Genomic DNA, 17,358 nt, shown 5'->3' on the forward strand with positions numbered 1-17,358 from the left:
CGTCTTTACCTCTTACTTGTATTCGATAATGCGCATCTGCGCGTGGCTCAGACGCCGCCAGTGATAGCGGATCATGCCCATGACATTCGGGAATTTGGACAAGGTCAGGAACACCGCATGACGCCGGGCCTCATCGCCGGGAAGGCCGCTTGTCTGAAGCCCTCGCGCCGTTCGCCAATAGGACAGGGCATATACTCCCAAAACCAGGACCGGCACGGCGGGCGAAGCCATTGCGCCGAGGATCGCCATGACCGGAAGGATCAACCCGTAGACCCAACCCCGTTGACGTTCGCGCGCAAAGTAGTCGGGGTGCATGTGACCCACCTGTGCAAACCCGTGCCCCGTGCGTTGGGCCCGTTTCCACCATTGGGAAAAGTGAAGGTGCCCGCCGTCATGCAGGGCCATTTTGTCCTGAATACGGACCAACCTCCAACCCGCCTTGCGCAGACGGGTGCAGAATTCGTCGTCCTCGGCGGCAATGACAGTGGCATCAAACCCGCCGGTTTCCTGAAAGGCACTGACCCGCACCATCATGTTGCCGCTACAGGCCTCGATATTGCCAGTGGGCCGTTTCCATTCAAAATCCGACAATTGGTTGTATACGGTGATGTCGCGTCGCAACTCTGCTTGCCGACCTGTCACAAGGCCCAGATCGTTGTCGGCCCTCATCTTCGCAAGCGCATTCGCCAGCCATCCTTCGGACATGATGCAATCACCATCAAAGAACTGCACCGTCTCGGGTGGATCATCATGTACCATGAGCGCGTCAAACCCTTCATTGCGCGCGCGTGCGGCGGTGAAGGGCACGGACATATCAAGGTTCACAACCTCGGCGCCAACCTGACGGGCATGGTCCACGCTGTTGTCGGTCGAGCCGCTGTCTACGTAGACCACCCGGCGCGCCTGCGGGATCACCGAGGCCAGCGATTTGACAAGGCGGTCCCCTTCGTTGCGACCGATGATAACGACATCCACGCTCATGATTTTGCACTTTCCTGGGGGCGAAGTCCGGGATTTGGACCATTGCCCGCATACACACCAAACAGGTCTGACAACCACTGCGCTTCCTGTGCTGCATCAAATGCGGCCACAACCCGTGCGCGCCCCGCCACGCCATAAGCTTTGCGCGTTTCGGGGGACGACAACATCTCGTCCAAAGCCTGTGCAAAAGCGTCGGTATCTCCGGGCGGAACCAACCGACCATTCACACCGTCCTCGACGAGTTCGGGCACACCGGCGATGCGGGTGGTCAGCACGGGCACCTGCGCCGCCATCGCTTCCATCAGAACAACGGGAACCCCTTCAGCAAAGCTGGGCAGGACAAACACGTCGGTCTGGGCCAATTCCTCTGCCACTTCGGCTTGTGACCGGTAACCAAGAAAAACGATCCGATCCTGCAAACCGCGCTTGGCCACTTCGGCCTCCAGCGCTGGGCGGTCCGGACCATCGCCGACAAGACGCAGCGTCAGATCAGGGTGTAACTTTGCCAGACGCTCAATCGCGGTGATCAGGATCGGCACACCTTTCACCCCCGCGAGACGCCCCACAAAGAGCGCCTGCAAACCGGTTCGAACCGGCTTGGGCGCATACCGCGACGGGTCCACACCGCAATGAACGATGTGCAGCTTGTGCCAATGTTGCGCGTCGGCAAAACACATGAGTTGCGCGCGACAGAAATGGCTGATGCACGCGACAAAGGCCGCTCGAGCGGCCTTTTCGTCAATCCTCCAATGGTGCGGCTCGAAAAAGATGTCAGGTCCATGGATGGTAAAACTCCAGCGAATACCCGACAGCGCACCGGTGAGCATCGCGACCGTACACGATGCTTTGGCAATGTGGTTGTGCAGGTGGGTGACACCCTCATCCGCCAATTTGTCGGCAAGCACCCCAGCCTCGATGAAATAGATCAGGTTGTAGATCCGACCCTTGATCCCTTTCGGCGACGTCTTCCAGGCAAGTCCCAACGCCGAGACGTATCGCCCCGGCGTCTTAAACCACCGCAGATGCGCCTTAATCGTCGTGACGGGGTTTCGAACCGCCTCCAGCACCTTGAACGTGCGCTTGTGTTCTTCACGCTGTTCCGGACCGACCAAGTGTTCCGCCCCGGTCGTGCGGATCGAACAGGTGATGACCTCATGGCCCAGTGCGCGCAGATTGGCGACCTCGCGCTGGATGAACGTATCGCTGGCGCGGGGGTATTCCCCGGTCAGGTAGGCCAACTTGGGAAGGGTCATGTTGCGCCTCCCCAGTTCGGGGAGGGATGTGGCAAGACATCCGCGCCAAAGGGGTCTTTCAGGCGATATTTCATTGGCAAGCCGCGCTGGCGCAGCACATCTTCGCGCAGAAGTCCGGGAAGTTTCGCGGTGACGGGACGCAAGAGGCGCGCGGCGGTCCACAGGATTTGCCAGGGCAGCGGCACCACCAGCTTCGGCCAACCAGAGGTCCGACGCAGGGTGGCGATGACCTGTCCTCGGGTGGGAAGTGTTGGGTCGAGAATGGCGAAGGTGCCGTTTGTCCTCTGCACGGTTGCATGAACCAAAGCGGCGGCACAGCGATCCAGATGACACATCGGCAGATGGTCGTCGCCTCCGATCCGGATCAGAACCGGTCCCGCACAAATCCCCAGATGGGCGTTCCAGAAATGGCCATCGTCATAGACGATCCCCGGGCGGAGGATGGCAAGACTTGCGAGTCTGGCGGCCTGCGCCAGTTTCTCCTGCCGGACCTTTGCGCCGGAATAGGCGTCGCGCGACATGCCTGGATTTTCTAGTGGGCAGTCATCGGTCAGATCACCACCGATGGGAACCTGACTGGTGTCGAACACGGCAATGGAACTGGCCAGGGTCAGCTGTCCGACACCTGCAAGCTGCATCGCCTCAAGCAGACGCTCCGTGCCGCCAATGGTAAGCCGCTTGTGGTCGTCCGGATCACCAGACAGTGCAGAGGCGAGGTGAATGATTGCATCACAGCCGCTCAGTGCATCGGCCAGAATCGATACCGCGTCCTGTACTGTCAGATCAGCTGAAACGTACGACACGCCCGTACGGTTGCGCCCAGGGGACCGCTGCACCGCGACAACCTCCAGACCGGCGTCCAGCGCCGCCGTCACGGTTGCGGTCCCGATGAACCCGGATGCGCCGGTCACGAGGACGCGTTTCACATCGCCCATGGCATTGGCTCCATCGGATCGCAGCGTGTGGTCATCGCCTGTGCGCCGGACTGTTCACCGGCATTCTGAATCGCAAGCGTGACCTCGGTCATGTGCAGGGCGAAATCATTGGACAGGCGCGAGCGGCGTCCAGTGCGGATCGCGTCCAGCATCTCGGCAGGGCCCAGCATGAAATTCATCGCGGCAGCCCCCCAGCGTTTGACCTTGGTGTGGGTCGGTTGAGCAAGTTTGAGCGTCTTGGGAAACGGCGACTCCATCAACCTGCGCCGGACCGTCATTCGTTTGGCGAAGGTCACCTTGGCCGAGTTGTCCCACGCGGCCTTGCAGGCCAGCACACCGCCATCCCCGACAACGCGGATCTGATGATCATGCGGCGCGACGATCGAACAGGTCAGGCGGGTCATTGGGCCGTTTTCGAAAAACAGCGTCGCAACCGAAACGTCCGGTGCGAAAGGCCCGGTGCCTTCCTTGTCCGGGATCGTTTCGGCAGATGCTGCAACCACGGTGCGCACCGATCCGAACCACGAAATCAGCCAACCCAGATAGTACCCGGCATGCTCAAGCGTGCAGCCCACCCGGAACTCATCCTCGAACGGCCACGGTGCCCCGGAGTCCGAAATCCATTTCTTGTAGGCTGCCTGCGGGACGAACCCGTCGTCCAGTTCGGCATAAATCACCCTGGGTGTCCCTGCGATGGAGTTGCGAAGTGCGTGCCCCATCGTTTGCGCTGCCTCGCCAAGAACGCTGCAGGGGGCGGAGGCCAGCATCAGGCCCGCCGCCTCGGCCTTCGCATGAAGCGCCTTTGCCTCGTTGACTGTCATCGCCAACGGTTTTTCGGAATAGGTGTGGCACCCGGCGGAAAGACAGGCCGAATTGATCTCAAAATGTGCTGACGGATTGGTCAGGTTCAACACGACGCCATCGCGTGGATGTTGGTCCAGCAGGGCGTCGAGTGACCCGATCGCGGGCACATTCCAATGGTCGCAGAACCTGGACAGACGTTCGGCGTTGTGGTCATGGACCCCAACAACGGTGAGTCCCTCCATAGCCTGCAAGGACCGCATGTACAGATCAGCCACAAACCCGCAGCCGATGATCGACACAGCCCCCGTCATTGCGCACCCTCAACAGGCGCGCTGCCCCGCGTCGCTGCGCGGAATAGTCGGATGTTCCAATCTGTCACGATCTGCTTTCGGTATCTGCTTGAACTCTCAGGGGGTTTTAGAACAATTAATAGTGGTCAGAATTCGACAAAACTGGATTTTCTCGCGGCAATGCAGCGTATTATTAATGCCATGTCTTGATTTTGCAGCGAAATCGCCCCGATTAGGCCCTATGGACGCAGTAGAGACACAGTCTGACAGGACAAGGGGCCCAAGCATGCGCTTTTGGGGTGACGATTTCGACGTGACCGTGAATGTGGCGGATTGGGTTGCGCTGGAGCAGCAGATTTCCGGTCGGCTGCGGGCCGGTGACGGGTTTACGCTCGCGACGATAAACCTCGATCATCTGGTCAAGCTGCGCGAAGATTCCAGATTTCGGGAAGCCTATGTTGTGCAGGATCTGGTGGTGGCCGATGGCAACCCGATTGTCTGGCTGTCAAAACTCGCGGGGCGCCCGGTCGATCTGGTTCCCGGATCAGATGCCATTCTTCCGCTGGTCCGGATTGCTGCGGCGCAGGACAAGACTCTGGCCCTGATCGGCAGCACGGACAAGACCCTGTCGAAAGCGAAGGCCTACCTTGAAAACGCTGTGCCGGGAACGCGGGTTGTTGCGACCATTGCCCCCGCGATGGGATTTGATCCGCTTGGCGGATCGGCGGACGAGGTTCTTGAGGCGCTTGAGGCATCCGGCGCAGATATCGCGTTTCTGGCGCTTGGCGCGCCCAAACAGGAGCTTTTTGCGGCTTATGGGCGGCAAAAGCTGTCCCATGTCGGTTTTGTCTCGATTGGGGCAGGCCTGGATTTCTTCTCCGGCGCGCAGGTGAGGGCCCCTGGATGGGTTCGGTTCGTCGCGATGGAATGGCTGTGGCGCACGGCGCTGCAACCGGGCCGGATGATTCCGCGTTATGCAAAATGTTTCTGGATTTTCCCGACAGAGATGGTCCATGCGCTCAAACTGCGCTGGATCGGATCAGAGACCAAGACCCTTCGACACCGCTGAAACGGTTTCGCCAAGGACGTGAACCCGGCCTTGAGCGGCCTTTGCATCGGCAATATCATGGGTGACCAGCAGCACGGGCAACCCCTTTGCGCGGGCCTGATCGAAAACCAGTGATCTGATCTGATCGCGCCTCTCTGTGTCAAGGCGGGAAAACGGTTCGTCCAGAAGCAGCGACCTGGGACCGGACAGCAGCATTCGCATCAACGCAACACGCGCTTTTTGTCCCCCGGACAGGGTTTCGGGATCCCGGTCCGCGAACCCGTCAAGCCCGATATCCTCAAGCGCGTCCTCGATCTGACGGATGCGCGCGGTTCGACCTTTGACAGAGGCACGCAGCCCAAAGGCAAGGTTTTCGCCGACCGACAGATGTGGGAACAGCAATTCGTCCTGAAACAGGATGCCCACATGGCGCTGTTCAGGTGCAAGTTCGGTGATGTCGGTTCCATTCAGGATCACGCGACCCTGTGCCGTAAATCCCGGATCAAGCGTTCCGATGATATAGGACAGCAACGTGGACTTGCCCGACCCGCTTGGCCCCATCACGGTCAGCACCTCGCCCGGCGCCACATGATCGTCAAGCTCGACCAGAGTGCGCGCGCCATTTCGGATGGTGATGCCTTGCAAGGCAAGTCCTGTATCAGCCATGACGCAACCCCTTTCGATTGCGCCAGACCACGGCAGGCACAAACACCGCAAGGGCGAATGGCAAAAAGGCAACGGCCGTTTGCGTCAGCGCGTAGATGGAAATCACCCGGCGATCTCCGCCCGACGCAAGCGCGACCGCTTCCGTGGTCAGGGTTTGCACCCGTCCCGCGCCGGCAAGCAATGTGGGCAGGAACTGCCCGATGGACACGGCAAACCCCACCGCCGCTGCCGTAAGGATCGGACGCAGCAGCATCGGCAGACGCACCCGCCATAGTACACCATCACAGGACGCGCCCAACGCCCGCGCGACATGCCCATAGCGCGCGTCCCATGCCCGGAACGGATCGGCCAGCGACAGAAAGACGTACGGCAGCACAAAGATGATATGCACCACGATCACGGCCGCCCGGTTGCCATCGATCCCGGTGAAGATCGCCAGCGTCTGCAACCCGGTCAGAAAGGCGATCTGCGGCACGATCAGCGGCACATAGAGCAGCCAGAGCGCGCGCGAGCTTGGTTTCAGTCCATGCCGTTCCTCGGCCTCAAGACAGGCCAGTGTCAGCAAAAGCGCAACCAGCGTGGCAATGCTCGCGATGATCAGGGTTTCGGTGATGATCGGCCAAATGCTCATGGCGTGGCGCATCCATGTGCCGATGGTAAAGCCATCTGGAAGCAGGTTGGGAAATCTCCAGAGCCCGGCGATGGACCAGACAAACAGGCCGAAAAGGCCAAAAACCACGGCGCTGGCGCTTAGCGTGGCGGCGGCAAGAGAGACCACCTTCAAGGGGGTTGTCGCGCCACCACGCTTGCCGGTCGCCACCCACCGACGGCCAAGACGCGCGATCACCAGTTCCCCCAACCGCCACAGGATCAACGCACCCACCACCAGCGCCAGTTGCCACACCGCCGCTGCCGAGGCGACGAAACGCAGGCTCAGGTCCGGGTCATTCATCCAGCGCAGGATCTGCACCGCCAATGTCGGCGGCGTGGTTGGCCCAAGGATGATGGCAACGTCGATCACCGTCATCGAAAACGCGAGAACGGCAAAGACCGGAAGCCTGATCTGGGCATAGACGCGGGGAAACACGGTCTTGAACCACGCCGTCACCGGCGCATAGCCAAGCGCCAAAGCCGTATCGCGAGCCTGCACTGTCCGGATCTGGCTCAGCGCCGCCAGTGTCATGAGAAGCAGAAAGGGCACCTCTTTGACCACCAGCCCGGCAATCAGCGACAGGCCATAAGGGTCTTGCAGGATCAGGATATCCGGCGGCCTGTCCCATCCGGTCAACCACGGCGAGGTGGCCCGCGCGATCCAGCCTGATGGCGCAATCAGAAACGCCAGCCCGAACGCAGCGGCGGCATGAGGCACCGACAGCAATGGCGACAAGGTACGCTCGATCAGCCGAAACGCGGCGGATCCGCTCCACGCCGCGCAGATCAGCGCGACCAGCAGCAGGGAAAGACCGGTGGCGGCAAAGCCGGTGGTCACACTCAGAACGCTGGCGCGGGAGATGCCGGGCCAGGCGAACATCATGCCAAAGGCGTTCAGATCAAGACCGGACTGACCCAGCGCCGGAAGATAGCCAAAGGCAGGGGCCAGCGTGCCCAGCACACCCGCCACCACCGGACCAACCATCACACCAAGCGTCAGGAGCGGCGCCCACGGAAGCAGCCGCGCGCGCCTTGATTGTGTATCGCAATATGCTGCCACCCACTGCGCCTACTGCGCGACGCCGAACCGCTCTGTCCAGTCTTCTTCCAGGCGCACCATCCAGCTAGGATGCGGTTCGGGCAATGTTGTGCCCAGTTCTTCGGGTGGCAATGTTGCGATGCCCAAATCCAAGGCATCGAACCGTGCCTTGTCTTCAGCAGACAGCTTGCCAAGGTCAAGCACGGTGCCGATCCCCCAAACGTTCGGATCCTGCATCTTTGCCTGTGCTTCGGGTGACATCATGAAATTGGCAACCACCATCGCGCCCGCTTTGGCATTTGCGTTGTAGGGAATCGCAACAAAGCTCGCGTTGCCGATGCTGCCAGCGTCCATCACATAAGACCGCACAGTGTTCTGCAATTGGGAATTCGCAATCGCGTTGCTGGCCTCATTGGGGTTAAAGCTGATCGCCAGATCAATCTCGCCGTCCGCCATCAACTGAATCTGGCGCGACTCGTTCTGCGGATAGGCGCGACCCGACCGCCAGAGGTTCGGCGTCAGCCCCTCCAGAAAGGTCCAGAAGTCAGCAGTGGCGGCATCGTAATCGGCCTCTTCAACCGGGGACTGCAACACAGACGCATCAGGCACAAATTCGATCAGGGCCTGTTTGAGAAAGGTCGATCCCAAAAAGTTTGGCGGCTGCGGATAGGTAAACCGTCCGGGATTGGCCGCGGCATAGGCGGCCAGTGCCTCCATCGACGTTGGCGGCGCATCGACCCGCGCGGTGTCATGGTAGAACACCACCTGAGCCATGCCCCAGGGCGCTTCCAAGCCATCCGTTGGCACCGTGAAATCCGAGATCACTGCAGGTTTGCCCGCCACATCCACATTGGCCCAGCTTGGCATCGCCTCGACCCAGGGCCCGAAGAGCAGGTCTTGCCGCTTCATGGCGGCAAAGTTTTCGCCGTTGATCCAGATCATGTCCACCGCGCCGCCGTCGTCTTTGCCAGCGGATTTTTCGGCCAACACGCGGCTCACGGCTTCGGCAGTGTCCGAAAGCTTCACATGTTCCAGAGTGACGCCATACTCCTGCGACACCCGCGACCCGATCCAGGCGATAAAGCTGTTGATCGTGTCCGATCCACCCCACGCATTCCAATACACTGTCTGCCCGCGCGCCTCTTCGGTCACAGCGTCCCAGTTCGAAGGGTCAGGTTCGGCTTGGGCAGCAAACGCTGTGAACGTGGCAAGTGTCGCGGCAAGTAGTCGGCGCATGAGAGGGGGTTCCTTTGTATGGTGAGGCATTCAGCCTGATCGCCAGTTTAAGAACAGCGTTACCCGCTACCGGTCAAATGACAAACAGGTGTGCAAGATTTCAGTGTACGCAGGCCAGCAGGCCCGTTAAGCCGGATCACGTCCCTGATCCTTGTTGGTGAAAAGATGATCGACGCCGTCCTCCTGCCGCTTGTCAAACGCGTGATCGCCCGCCCGGCGCGCGCGCTGGTCGCGCGTGGCGTCTCGGCGGATCAGATCACCCTGGTCGGGTTCTGGATTGGTCTTCTCGGCGTATTGGCGGTCTGGGTCGGTCTGTTCTGGACCGCGCTCATCTGCCTTGCGCTGAACCGTCTGGCCGACGGGCTGGACGGCGCAGTGGCACGTCTGACGACCCCTACGGATCGCGGCGCGTTCCTCGATATCGCGCTCGATTTCATGTTCTACGGTCTCTTCCCGCTTGGCTTTGCACTGCATGACCCTGCGACCAACGCCCTTCCTGCCGCTGTCCTTGTTTGCAGCTTCATCGGCACCGGCTCAAGTTTTCTCGCCTTCTCCATCATCGCGGAAAAACGCGGATTCAGGTCTGCGGACTATCCGACCAAGGGCATCTACTACCTCGGCGGTTTGACGGAAGGCACTGAAACCATCGCGCTTTTCGTGGCGATATGCTTGTTTCCGGGTGCCTTCCCTTGGCTTGCCTATGGCTTCGCCGCACTCTGCGCCGTGACGACACTGACGCGATGGCTGGCGGGGTGGCGGTTATTCCGCTAGTGCCCTGAACTTCTTTGGGCTCCAAATATCTCGGGGGTTTGGGGGCAGAGCCCCCAATTGGTCGGACCGCGCAAGCGGTTCGAAAAACGGCACAAGCGCCCCCTCCACATCCCGCATCGCCTCTGCTACACCGCGCTCGACACCGGGCGGCTCGGAGGGCAGCGCATATGACAACCCCGAAACCTGTCGTTCTGACCATCCTTGACGGCTGGGGCCTGCGCGACGATCCCACGGCGAACGCACCAAGGCTTGCCAACACGCCGACGATGGATCACCTGACGGCGACCTGTCCCCATGCGACGCTGGTCACACATGGTCCGGATGTCGGCTTGCCAAGCGGCCAGATGGGCAATTCCGAAGTCGGACACACCAATATCGGGGCCGGTCGCGTGGTCGCGATGGACCTGGGCCAGATCGACCTTGCCATCGAAGACGGCAGCTTTTTCCAGAATGCCGCGATCCTCGCTTTTGCGAAAGCCGTCAGAGACGCGAACGGCCGCGCACATGTGATGGGTGTGGTCTCGGATGGGGGGGTGCACGGGCATATCAGCCATATCAAGGCAGCGGTGAAACTGCTCACAGATCTCGGGCTCGAGGTTGTGCTTCATGCGATCACCGATGGCCGCGATGTCGCGCCGACCTCGGCCAAAAGCTTTGTCGAAGACCTGGGCAACAGCCTGCCGACCGGGGCCAGCATCGGCACGGTGATTGGCCGCTATTTTGCGATGGATCGTGACACCCGTTGGGACCGCGTGGAACGGGCATATAACGCCATGGTCAAGGGCCAGGGCGCGCCTGCCCAGACCGCTTTGGGGGCCGTTGAAGACGCTTATGCCCAAGGCCAGAATGACGAATTCATCGAACCCCGTGTGATCGCAGATTACGCAGGCTTTACAGAAGGTGACGGATTTTTCTGCCTCAACTTCCGCGCCGACCGCGCGCGAGAGATCCTTGGTGCGATCGGCGATCCCGGTTTCGACGGGTTCGAACGTGACAGGCCGCCGCTTTCGGGATTGCTCGGCATGGTGGATTATTCCAAGGCGCACACCGCCTACATGACCACGGCCTATCCGAAGCAAGAGATCAAGAATACACTGGGCGAATGGGTCGCCAAACACGGAAAAACGCAGTTTCGTCTCGCTGAAACAGAAAAATACCCGCATGTGACGTTCTTTCTGAATGGTGGTCAGGAAACCCCCGAAGAGGGCGAAGACCGCTTCATGCCCAAAAGCCCGAATGTCGCGACCTATGATCTGCAACCGGAAATGTCGGCGGATGAGGTGACTGCGAAATTCGTCGAAGCGGTACAAGCAGGGTATGACCTGATCGTGACCAATTACGCCAACCCCGACATGGTCGGCCACACAGGCGATCTGAACGCGGCGATTGCGGCCTGCGAGGCGGTGGATGCCGGATTGGGCAAGGTGCTCGATGCGGTCAAGACAGTGGGCGGCGTCATGATCGTGACTGCGGACCATGGCAATTGCGAAACCATGGTGGACCCTGAAACGGGTGGGCCACACACGGCGCACACCACCAATCTTGTGCCTGTGGTGCTTTTCGGCGGTCCCGAAGGCACCACGCTGGCGGATGGGCGACTGGCGGATTTGGCCCCGACCCTGCTGGCGCTGATGGACCTTCCGCAGCCTGACGAGATGACGGGGCAAAGCCTGATCCAAACATGAGATATCTGGTCCTGATCCTTTGCCTGCTCGGCTTGCCGCTGTCGGCCCAGACACGGGCAGAGGCGGCGCGCATTGCGATGGCGCAGCTTGAAGAGGCGACGCTCAAGCTTGATGCGGCGAACTCGGCCCGTGACCGTGTCCGCGCCCTGACCGAGACGGTTCAGGCGTTTGAAGCGGGGTTGGCGGCGATGCGCGACGGCTTGCGGGCGGCGTCGATCCGGGAAACCGAACTGCGCCACGATCTGGATGCGCGCGATGCGGAAGTGACCCGCCTTCTGGCAGGGCTGTCGGCTTTGGGCAGCTCTGCCGGACCGCAAAGCTTTGTACATCCCGATGGTCCCATCGGTGCAGCGCGCGCCGGGCTATTGATGGCGGCAGTCACACCCGCCCTGTCGGACGCGGCGTCGGGTTTGCGGGCTGATGTCGAAGAGGCAACAGCCCTGCGCCAATTGCAGCAGGATGCGGCCAACACGTTGCAAACCGGGCTGACCGACATCCAGACGGCCCGCACTGCGCTGAGCCAGGCGATTGCCGATCGCACCGACCTGCCACGCAAGTTCACGGAAGATGCGGTGCAGACCGCCGTCCTGATCGCTGCGACAGAAACCCTGGACGGTTTCGCCGCCGGGCTGAGCCAGATTTCGGAAGATGAGACCGATGTAGAACTGCCCGCCGCGCGTGACCGCAAGGGTTCCCTGCCGTTGCCGGTTGCCGGAGAGGTGTTGCGACGCGCGGGAGAAACGGACGCGGCCGGGATCACCCGACCGGGAATCCTGATCGCGACTCGCCCTCGCGCTCTTGTGACAACACCCACGGCTGCGACGATTCGCTACCGCGGGCCGCTTCTGGACTACGGGTTGGTCAGCATCCTTGAACCAGAACCCGATATCCTGTTTGTTTTGGCGGGGCTCGACACCGTATTTGGCGAAACCGGGCAGGTCCTCCCAGAGGGAAGTCCGGTCGGGTTGATGGGAGGTCTGGCAGGGGAATCCGGCGATATTCAATCACCATCCGGTGAAAGGGCTGGCGAAGCGCTGTCTGAAACGCTCTATATAGAAGTCAGGCTAGGCGATACGCCAGAGGACCCCCTTGGGTGGTTCACACAGGATAAGGGAATGACTGAATGAAAAAAGTAGTCATGGCGGCCATGGGCGGCACATTGGCAGGCATCGTGGCCACGACCCAGTTCGTCGGGCCGCTGGTCGCACAGGAAAGCGCCCGCACCACAAGCGTGTACGAGCAGCTTGATCTGTTCGGTGACATTTTCGAGCGTATCCGCTCGCAATATGTCGAAGAGGTGGATGAGGGCGATCTGATCGAAGCCGCCATCGATGGCATGCTGACCTCGCTTGATCCGCATTCCAGCTACCTGTCCCCCGATGATGCCGCCGACATGCGTGTGCAGACGCGCGGTGAATTCGGCGGTCTGGGCATCGAAGTCACGCAGGAGGACGGCTTTGTGAAAGTTGTCTCTCCGATTGATGGTACCCCGGCGGATGACGCGGGTATCGAAGCGGGTGACTTCATCACGCATGTGGACGGCGACTCGGTTCTTGGTCTGACGCTTGACTCGGCGGTCGACATGATGCGCGGTCCGGTCGGGTCTGAAATCATCATCACCGTTGTGCGCGAAGGCGAAGCGGAACCGTTCGACGTGTCGATCATCCGCGATACGATCAAACTCACCGCTGTCCGCACCCGCCTGCAGGGCGAAGCCGTGGTGCTGCGTGTGACCACATTCAACGATCAGACCTATTCCAACCTCGAGGAAGGTCTGGCCGAACAGATCGAAGCGGCTGGTGGCATGGACAGCGTCGAAGGTATCGTGCTTGACCTGCGCAACAACCCCGGTGGTCTTCTCAATCAGGCGATCCGCGTAAGCGACGCGTTCCTTGAAAAAGGCGAGATCGTCAGCACGCGGGGCCGCAATCCGGAAGACGGCGACCGCTACAACGCGACGCCCGGCGATCTGGCCAACGGGAAGCCGATTGTGGTTCTGATCAACGGCGGCTCTGCCTCGGCATCTGAAATTGTCGCCGGTGCCCTTCAGGATCATCGCCGCGCCATCGTCGTCGGCACCAAATCCTTCGGCAAAGGGTCTGTTCAGACTGTTATGCCATTGCGCGGCGACGGGGCCATGCGTTTGACGACCGCGCGGTATTACACACCGTCGGGCCGGTCGATTCAGGCACTGGGAGTGTCGCCGGACATCGTCGTGGCCCAGCCGCGTCGCCCGGCCGAAACCGAAGAGGATGAAGAAGAAGAATCGAACCTCTTCAACCGCTCCGAAGCCGATCTGCGCGGCAGTCTCGACAATGACAGCCTGAGCGAAGACGAGGTTCAGCAGATCGAAGCCGACCGCGCCAAGGCCGAAGCCGCTGCCGCGCTGCGGGAAGAGGATTATCAACTGGCCTATGCCATCGACATCCTCAAGGGTCTGACTGCGCTTACGCCGTCACAAGACTAAGACCATGACGCGGCACGGCTATCGTCGTGCCGCGCGTTCCCAAAGGCCTTTGACATGACTCCGGAAGAAATTGCACGTCTGCCATATCGCCCCTGCGTCGGGGTGATGCTGGTCAATCGGCAGGGCAACGTCTTTGTCGGCCAGCGGCTCGACAATCCGGGCCCGGCCTGGCAGATGCCGCAAGGTGGTGTCGACAAGGGCGAAGCGCCGCGCGACGCAGCCTTTCGCGAGCTTTGGGAAGAGACCGGCGTTACGTCGAACTTGGTCAAGGTCGAAGCCGAATCCAAGGATTGGATTCCCTATGACCTGCCGCATGATCTTGTCGGCAAGCTCTGGAAAGGGCGCTATCGCGGACAAGAGCAGAAGTGGTTCCTGATGCGGTTCAAAGGAACCGATGACCAGGTCGACATCGCGACCGAGCATCAGGAATTCAGCCGCTGGAAATGGATGGAGCCGGATCAGCTCATCAACAATATCGTGCCCTTCAAGCGCCATGTCTACGAACGGGTTCTTGCCGCGTTCAAAGGCCACCTGTGATGCGCTTTTACGCGATCATGTTGACTTGGCTGTTGCTGGCGCAACCTGTTTGGGCTCTGAGCTGCCTCACCCCTGACATTGCCCGCGACTATGCGCAGGTGGCCCAATCTGCAGAAACCTATATCGTGGTGCGCGGCGATCTGGTCTTTGATGAATCCAAGCTTCCGAACCGTGTTGATGAACGCGCATCGCGCCAACGTGACAGTATGGACATCCCGGCATGGCTTGTCGGCAATTCCCTGACCAAAGACGGCTTCACCCGCGCCTTTGAGCGCGATGTGATCCTGCGAGTGTCCTGCCTTGGCCCTTGGTGCGGCGGCGCGGTGAAGGGACCGCATCTGGCCTTTCTACGGCAGGAAAACCTGGATTGGGTCATGCAGGCGAGCCCTTGTCCCGGCCTGACCTATGCCAACCCGACACCCGTACAGGAACGCACCGTGATGGCCTGTTTCCAAGGCGACACTTGCGCAGAGCCATAACGCCAAGGCTGGGCAGTTCCCGGTTCAATCGCGCTATTTGTCGAACGAAGGCCTATGGCGGATAAACGGACCAAAGCTTGGCCGGTCGGTCCGCAATCGGCCCGTTTCGTCGAAATCCGCGTCAGCGTTGAACCGCATCCGGGGCCGCGTGTCGAAATCCGCCATCACAGCGTCCTGCGCCTGCAACGTGGCTTGCAACCGTGTGGTCAGCTTCGTCTTGCGGTCTCCGCGGTGATAGCCATGTACGCCATGCGCCACCACCGGCTCTAGAACGTCGAACCCCAGATAGCGCAGCGTGTAGGCGGTGGGCCAAAGCAACAGGCCGATATCGCCCTCCTTGCCGTTGTGGGCACTTTCGGCAGCACTTGATCCGGTTGTCACGCATATCAGCGCCGTCTTGCCCCGGAACAGACCCGTATCAAACCGTTTGTCCACATCATGCAGGGCGCCATGTTGAAACGCGCGGTCGAACCAGCCTTTCAGGATCGCCGGTGGGGAAAACCACCACATCGGAAAGTGTAGGACCAGCCGGTCGGCCTGCCGGAGTTTCCCGACCTCTGCCGCGACATCTGCTGGTGTGGTGTTCGTCTCCGCCGCGCTTTCCTGCGCCTTGAGCGGATCGAACGGGGTCTCTGTGGGCCAGTCCGTGTAATGCCCGGCCTGTTCGACTGCATCGAACCGCATCTGGCACAGGTCAGACCGAAGCACCGTGTCCCCTTGCGCGCGCGCCGCTGACTCGGTTGCGTCAGACCACGCCCCGTTGAACGACCGACGCTCCGGATGCGCCAGCGCGATTAATGTTGTCACCATCGTTATTATTTCCCAATCTATTGCGTCGCGGGGGTTTGAACCCACCGCTTTGCTCAGGACTCTAACGCAGTTTCTTGAGGATGTTCAAAGAGGCGTAGCCATCTGGAATATCCCCGATGGATGTCTGGAACGCCCGCACTGCGTTGATGGTCAATGGTCCGACTTTTCCATCAATTTTCTTGGTATCGAACCCTTTGGCCGTCAGCAATTGCTGCATCTCCATACGTTCGGCAAAGCTCAGCGCGCGATCCTCGCGGGGCCAGTTCGATCGGATCGGACCCGCGCCGGTGATCCGGTCGCTCAGATGGCCGACACCGATCACATAGGCATCGGCCGTGTTGTACGTCTCGATCACGTCGAAATTCTTGAAGATCAGGAACGCCGCCCCCTTGGCCCCTGCTGGCAAAAGCACGGACCCCTTTCCATGATCGCCGAACGGTTGTCCGTCCAGTGTCACAACACCCATCGCGGCCCAGTCCGCTGTTGTCTTCTTGATGTCCCGGTTCGCCAGCGTGTAGTCAAAGCCCTGCGGCAGTGTCACCTCAATCCCCCATGGCGCACCTTTGACCCAGCCGTTCCGGGCCAGGTAATTCGCCGTCGAGGCAAGCGCATCTGCCGGGTTGTCCGACCAGATGTCGCGTTTGCCATCACCGTCGAAATCAACCGCCAGCGACTGATACGAAGACGGTATGAACTGCGTGTGGCCCATCGCTCCGGCCCAGCTTCCGGTAAAATCCGCCGGTGTCACATCGCCGCTTTGCAGGATGCGAAGGGCGTCAATCAGTTGCGCCTCGAAAAATGCACTGCGTCTGGCATCATAGGCCAGTGTCGCCAGTGATCCGATAACCGGGTTTGACCCGCGAAACGTGCCATAGGCGGACTCCAGCCCCCAGATCGCCACGACGACGTCTTTGTCGACGCCGTATCGCGCCTCGATCTGATCAAGCAGAGCAGCATGTTTGCGCAACGCTGCCGTCCCGTTGCTGACCCGCGCGTCAGAGGCGGCGCTGTCAAGGTAATCCCAGATTGTCTTTGTGAATTCCGATTGGTTGCGGTCGCGGCGGATCACGTCGGCATCATAAGATACGCCCCGAAAGGCGCGGTCAAACACCGCCCCGGAAATCCCCTGCCGAAGCGCGCGTTCCCGGAACCTGGAAATCCAGTCCGCAAACCCGGCCTCGGTTGCGGCCGGAACAAGGGTTTCAGGCTCAGGCGACACGGCAGGGCGCAACGTGGGTCGCAAAGAATTCTGGGGCGCGATCATGGATATCAGGGACACCGCATTGCGGCTGACCACATCCTTTTCCGCGCTGCGGCTCATTGGTCTGAGCGATTGCTCCACCGACCCCGCCGCAGCCAGTGTTCCCGTCAGTGCCAAAATCGAAGCGATCACCTGAATGCGCATATCCGAATATCCTGCTGCCCGTGTCCGTTTGTCGAACTTGCCCGAATTCTAACGCGATTGCGTCCAATTGCGAAGCAATCAAAACGCAACCAAGCGGTCTCCTGCCGCCGCATTGAGGTTTTCCAGGTAGGTTTTCAGCAACGGAACGCGTCCAGAACGGAAGGATCGGTGCTGGGCAAAGATGATGCCGATTGCCTTTGGCAGCGTTCCGGCACCGATGCGTCGTGTCATCGTTGGCATGATGCGGCGGCAGGTGCGTGCGGGCCTCAAGGGACAAGGCTTTGCGCGCTTGTCAGAAGCG

At 60.6% G+C, this 17,358-nt stretch carries 17 protein-coding genes; 7 read left to right on the forward strand and 10 right to left on the reverse strand.

Going from position 1 to position 17,358, the window contains the following annotated elements:
- Positions 1–12: 12 nt before the first annotated feature.
- Genes ACTIEN_RS05390 through ACTIEN_RS05405 form a run of 4 tightly spaced genes read right to left on the reverse strand, consistent with a single transcriptional unit; the run spans position 13 to position 4,284 of the window.
- Positions 13–981, reverse strand: a complete 969-nt coding sequence (locus ACTIEN_RS05390; protein ID WP_439522086.1) for a glycosyltransferase — start codon at positions 979–981, stop codon at positions 13–15.
- The gene (locus tag ACTIEN_RS05395; RefSeq protein WP_439522087.1) at positions 978–2,234 is read right to left on the reverse strand and encodes a glycosyltransferase; all 1,257 of its coding nucleotides are present in this window, start codon (positions 2,232–2,234) and stop codon (positions 978–980) included. Before ACTIEN_RS05395 ends, ACTIEN_RS05390 begins: the two co-directional genes overlap by 4 nt.
- A complete protein-coding gene (locus ACTIEN_RS05400; protein ID WP_439522088.1) occupies positions 2,231–3,169 on the reverse strand; it encodes an NAD-dependent epimerase/dehydratase family protein in 939 nt (312 codons plus the stop codon). The genes ACTIEN_RS05395 and ACTIEN_RS05400 overlap by 4 nt, the downstream gene beginning before the upstream one ends.
- The gene (locus tag ACTIEN_RS05405) at positions 3,157–4,284 is read right to left on the reverse strand and encodes a Gfo/Idh/MocA family protein (RefSeq protein WP_439522089.1); all 1,128 of its coding nucleotides are present in this window, start codon (positions 4,282–4,284) and stop codon (positions 3,157–3,159) included. Before ACTIEN_RS05405 ends, ACTIEN_RS05400 begins: the two co-directional genes overlap by 13 nt.
- A 265-nt stretch (positions 4,285–4,549) precedes the next feature.
- Here ACTIEN_RS05405 and ACTIEN_RS05410 point away from each other — a divergent pair, with 265 nt between their 5' ends.
- On the forward strand, positions 4,550–5,332 hold the full coding sequence (locus tag ACTIEN_RS05410; protein ID WP_439522090.1) for a WecB/TagA/CpsF family glycosyltransferase: 783 nt from the start codon (positions 4,550–4,552) through the stop codon (positions 5,330–5,332).
- Here ACTIEN_RS05410 and ACTIEN_RS05415 read toward each other — a convergent pair.
- From ACTIEN_RS05415 to ACTIEN_RS05425, 3 genes are all read right to left on the reverse strand, one after another.
- Complete coding sequence (locus tag ACTIEN_RS05415) at positions 5,303–5,977, reverse strand: ATP-binding cassette domain-containing protein (RefSeq protein WP_439522091.1); 675 nt, start codon at positions 5,975–5,977, stop codon at positions 5,303–5,305. The genes ACTIEN_RS05410 and ACTIEN_RS05415 overlap by 30 nt on opposite strands.
- Positions 5,970–7,613, reverse strand: a complete 1,644-nt coding sequence (locus tag ACTIEN_RS05420; RefSeq protein ID WP_439522156.1) for an ABC transporter permease — start codon at positions 7,611–7,613, stop codon at positions 5,970–5,972. The genes ACTIEN_RS05415 and ACTIEN_RS05420 overlap by 8 nt, the downstream gene beginning before the upstream one ends.
- An 84-nt stretch (positions 7,614–7,697) precedes the next feature.
- On the reverse strand, positions 7,698–8,903 hold the full coding sequence (locus tag ACTIEN_RS05425) for an ABC transporter substrate-binding protein (RefSeq protein ID WP_439522092.1): 1,206 nt from the start codon (positions 8,901–8,903) through the stop codon (positions 7,698–7,700).
- 165 nt (positions 8,904–9,068) lie between these two features.
- Between ACTIEN_RS05425 and ACTIEN_RS05430 the strand changes: the two genes are divergently transcribed.
- The 6 genes from ACTIEN_RS05430 to ACTIEN_RS05455 all read left to right on the forward strand — a co-directional run bounded on the left by ACTIEN_RS05430 (position 9,069) and on the right by ACTIEN_RS05455 (position 14,842).
- On the forward strand, positions 9,069–9,674 hold the full coding sequence (locus ACTIEN_RS05430; RefSeq protein ID WP_439522093.1) for a CDP-alcohol phosphatidyltransferase family protein: 606 nt from the start codon (positions 9,069–9,071) through the stop codon (positions 9,672–9,674).
- A gap of 167 nt (positions 9,675–9,841) precedes the next feature.
- Entirely contained in the window at positions 9,842–11,359 is a 1,518-nt protein-coding gene (gene gpmI, locus ACTIEN_RS05435) for a 2,3-bisphosphoglycerate-independent phosphoglycerate mutase (RefSeq protein WP_439522094.1), read from the forward strand.
- Entirely contained in the window at positions 11,356–12,486 is a 1,131-nt protein-coding gene (locus ACTIEN_RS05440; RefSeq protein ID WP_439522095.1) for a murein hydrolase activator EnvC family protein, read from the forward strand. The genes gpmI and ACTIEN_RS05440 overlap by 4 nt, the downstream gene beginning before the upstream one ends.
- Positions 12,483–13,826 carry a S41 family peptidase gene (locus tag ACTIEN_RS05445; protein WP_439522096.1) on the forward strand — a complete coding sequence of 448 codons (1,344 nt, stop codon included), beginning with the start codon at positions 12,483–12,485 and terminating at the stop codon, positions 13,824–13,826. Before ACTIEN_RS05440 ends, ACTIEN_RS05445 begins: the two co-directional genes overlap by 4 nt.
- 54 nt (positions 13,827–13,880) lie before the next feature.
- Positions 13,881–14,363, forward strand: coding sequence for an RNA pyrophosphohydrolase (locus ACTIEN_RS05450; protein ID WP_439522097.1), 483 nt, complete (start codon positions 13,881–13,883; stop codon positions 14,361–14,363).
- Positions 14,363–14,842 (forward strand): hypothetical protein, encoded by a 480-nt coding sequence (locus ACTIEN_RS05455; protein WP_439522098.1) that lies wholly within the window; start codon positions 14,363–14,365, stop codon positions 14,840–14,842. Before ACTIEN_RS05450 ends, ACTIEN_RS05455 begins: the two co-directional genes overlap by 1 nt.
- A 33-nt stretch (positions 14,843–14,875) precedes the next feature.
- On the opposite strand, the gene ACTIEN_RS05460 is transcribed toward ACTIEN_RS05455, so the two are convergent.
- From ACTIEN_RS05460 to ACTIEN_RS05470, 3 genes are all read right to left on the reverse strand, one after another.
- Positions 14,876–15,652 (reverse strand): NAD(P)H-dependent oxidoreductase, encoded by a 777-nt coding sequence (locus ACTIEN_RS05460; protein ID WP_439522099.1) that lies wholly within the window; start codon positions 15,650–15,652, stop codon positions 14,876–14,878.
- 61 nt (positions 15,653–15,713) lie between these two features.
- A complete protein-coding gene (locus ACTIEN_RS05465; RefSeq protein WP_439522100.1) occupies positions 15,714–17,057 on the reverse strand; it encodes a lytic murein transglycosylase in 1,344 nt (447 codons plus the stop codon).
- 78 nt (positions 17,058–17,135) lie between these two features.
- A complete protein-coding gene (locus ACTIEN_RS05470) occupies positions 17,136–17,288 on the reverse strand; it encodes a hypothetical protein (protein WP_439522101.1) in 153 nt (50 codons plus the stop codon).
- Positions 17,289–17,358: the final 70 nt, after the last annotated feature.

The organism is Marivita sp., assembly GCF_051859345.1.
GTDB lineage: Bacteria > Pseudomonadota > Alphaproteobacteria > Rhodobacterales > Rhodobacteraceae > Marivita.

Bases quoted from the DNA above. Each gene is read 5' to 3' on its own strand.
- ACTIEN_RS05455 (WP_439522098.1), top strand. From the start codon at position 14,363: ATGCGCTTTTACGCGATCATGTTGACTTGGCTGTTGCTGGCGCAACCT.
- ACTIEN_RS05400 (WP_439522088.1), bottom strand. From the start codon at position 3,169: ATGGGCGATGTGAAACGCGTCCTCGTGACCGGCGCATCCGGGTTCATC.
- ACTIEN_RS05405 (WP_439522089.1), bottom strand. From the start codon at position 4,284: ATGACGGGGGCTGTGTCGATCATCGGCTGCGGGTTTGTGGCTGATCTG.
- ACTIEN_RS05440 (WP_439522095.1), top strand. From the start codon at position 11,356: ATGAGATATCTGGTCCTGATCCTTTGCCTGCTCGGCTTGCCGCTGTCG.
- ACTIEN_RS05395 (WP_439522087.1), bottom strand. From the start codon at position 2,234: ATGACCCTTCCCAAGTTGGCCTACCTGACCGGGGAATACCCCCGCGCC.
- ACTIEN_RS05460 (WP_439522099.1), bottom strand. From the start codon at position 15,652: ATGGTGACAACATTAATCGCGCTGGCGCATCCGGAGCGTCGGTCGTTC.
- ACTIEN_RS05420 (WP_439522156.1), bottom strand. From the start codon at position 7,613: ATGGTTGGTCCGGTGGTGGCGGGTGTGCTGGGCACGCTGGCCCCTGCC.
- ACTIEN_RS05410 (WP_439522090.1), top strand. From the start codon at position 4,550: ATGCGCTTTTGGGGTGACGATTTCGACGTGACCGTGAATGTGGCGGAT.
- ACTIEN_RS05470 (WP_439522101.1), bottom strand. From the start codon at position 17,288: ATGACACGACGCATCGGTGCCGGAACGCTGCCAAAGGCAATCGGCATC.
- ACTIEN_RS05415 (WP_439522091.1), bottom strand. From the start codon at position 5,977: ATGGCTGATACAGGACTTGCCTTGCAAGGCATCACCATCCGAAATGGC.
- ACTIEN_RS05390 (WP_439522086.1), bottom strand. From the start codon at position 981: ATGAGCGTGGATGTCGTTATCATCGGTCGCAACGAAGGGGACCGCCTT.
- ACTIEN_RS05425 (WP_439522092.1), bottom strand. From the start codon at position 8,903: ATGCGCCGACTACTTGCCGCGACACTTGCCACGTTCACAGCGTTTGCT.
- ACTIEN_RS05430 (WP_439522093.1), top strand. From the start codon at position 9,069: ATGATCGACGCCGTCCTCCTGCCGCTTGTCAAACGCGTGATCGCCCGC.
- ACTIEN_RS05445 (WP_439522096.1), top strand. From the start codon at position 12,483: ATGAAAAAAGTAGTCATGGCGGCCATGGGCGGCACATTGGCAGGCATC.
- gpmI (WP_439522094.1), top strand. From the start codon at position 9,842: ATGACAACCCCGAAACCTGTCGTTCTGACCATCCTTGACGGCTGGGGC.
- ACTIEN_RS05450 (WP_439522097.1), top strand. From the start codon at position 13,881: ATGACTCCGGAAGAAATTGCACGTCTGCCATATCGCCCCTGCGTCGGG.
- ACTIEN_RS05465 (WP_439522100.1), bottom strand. From the start codon at position 17,057: ATGCGCATTCAGGTGATCGCTTCGATTTTGGCACTGACGGGAACACTG.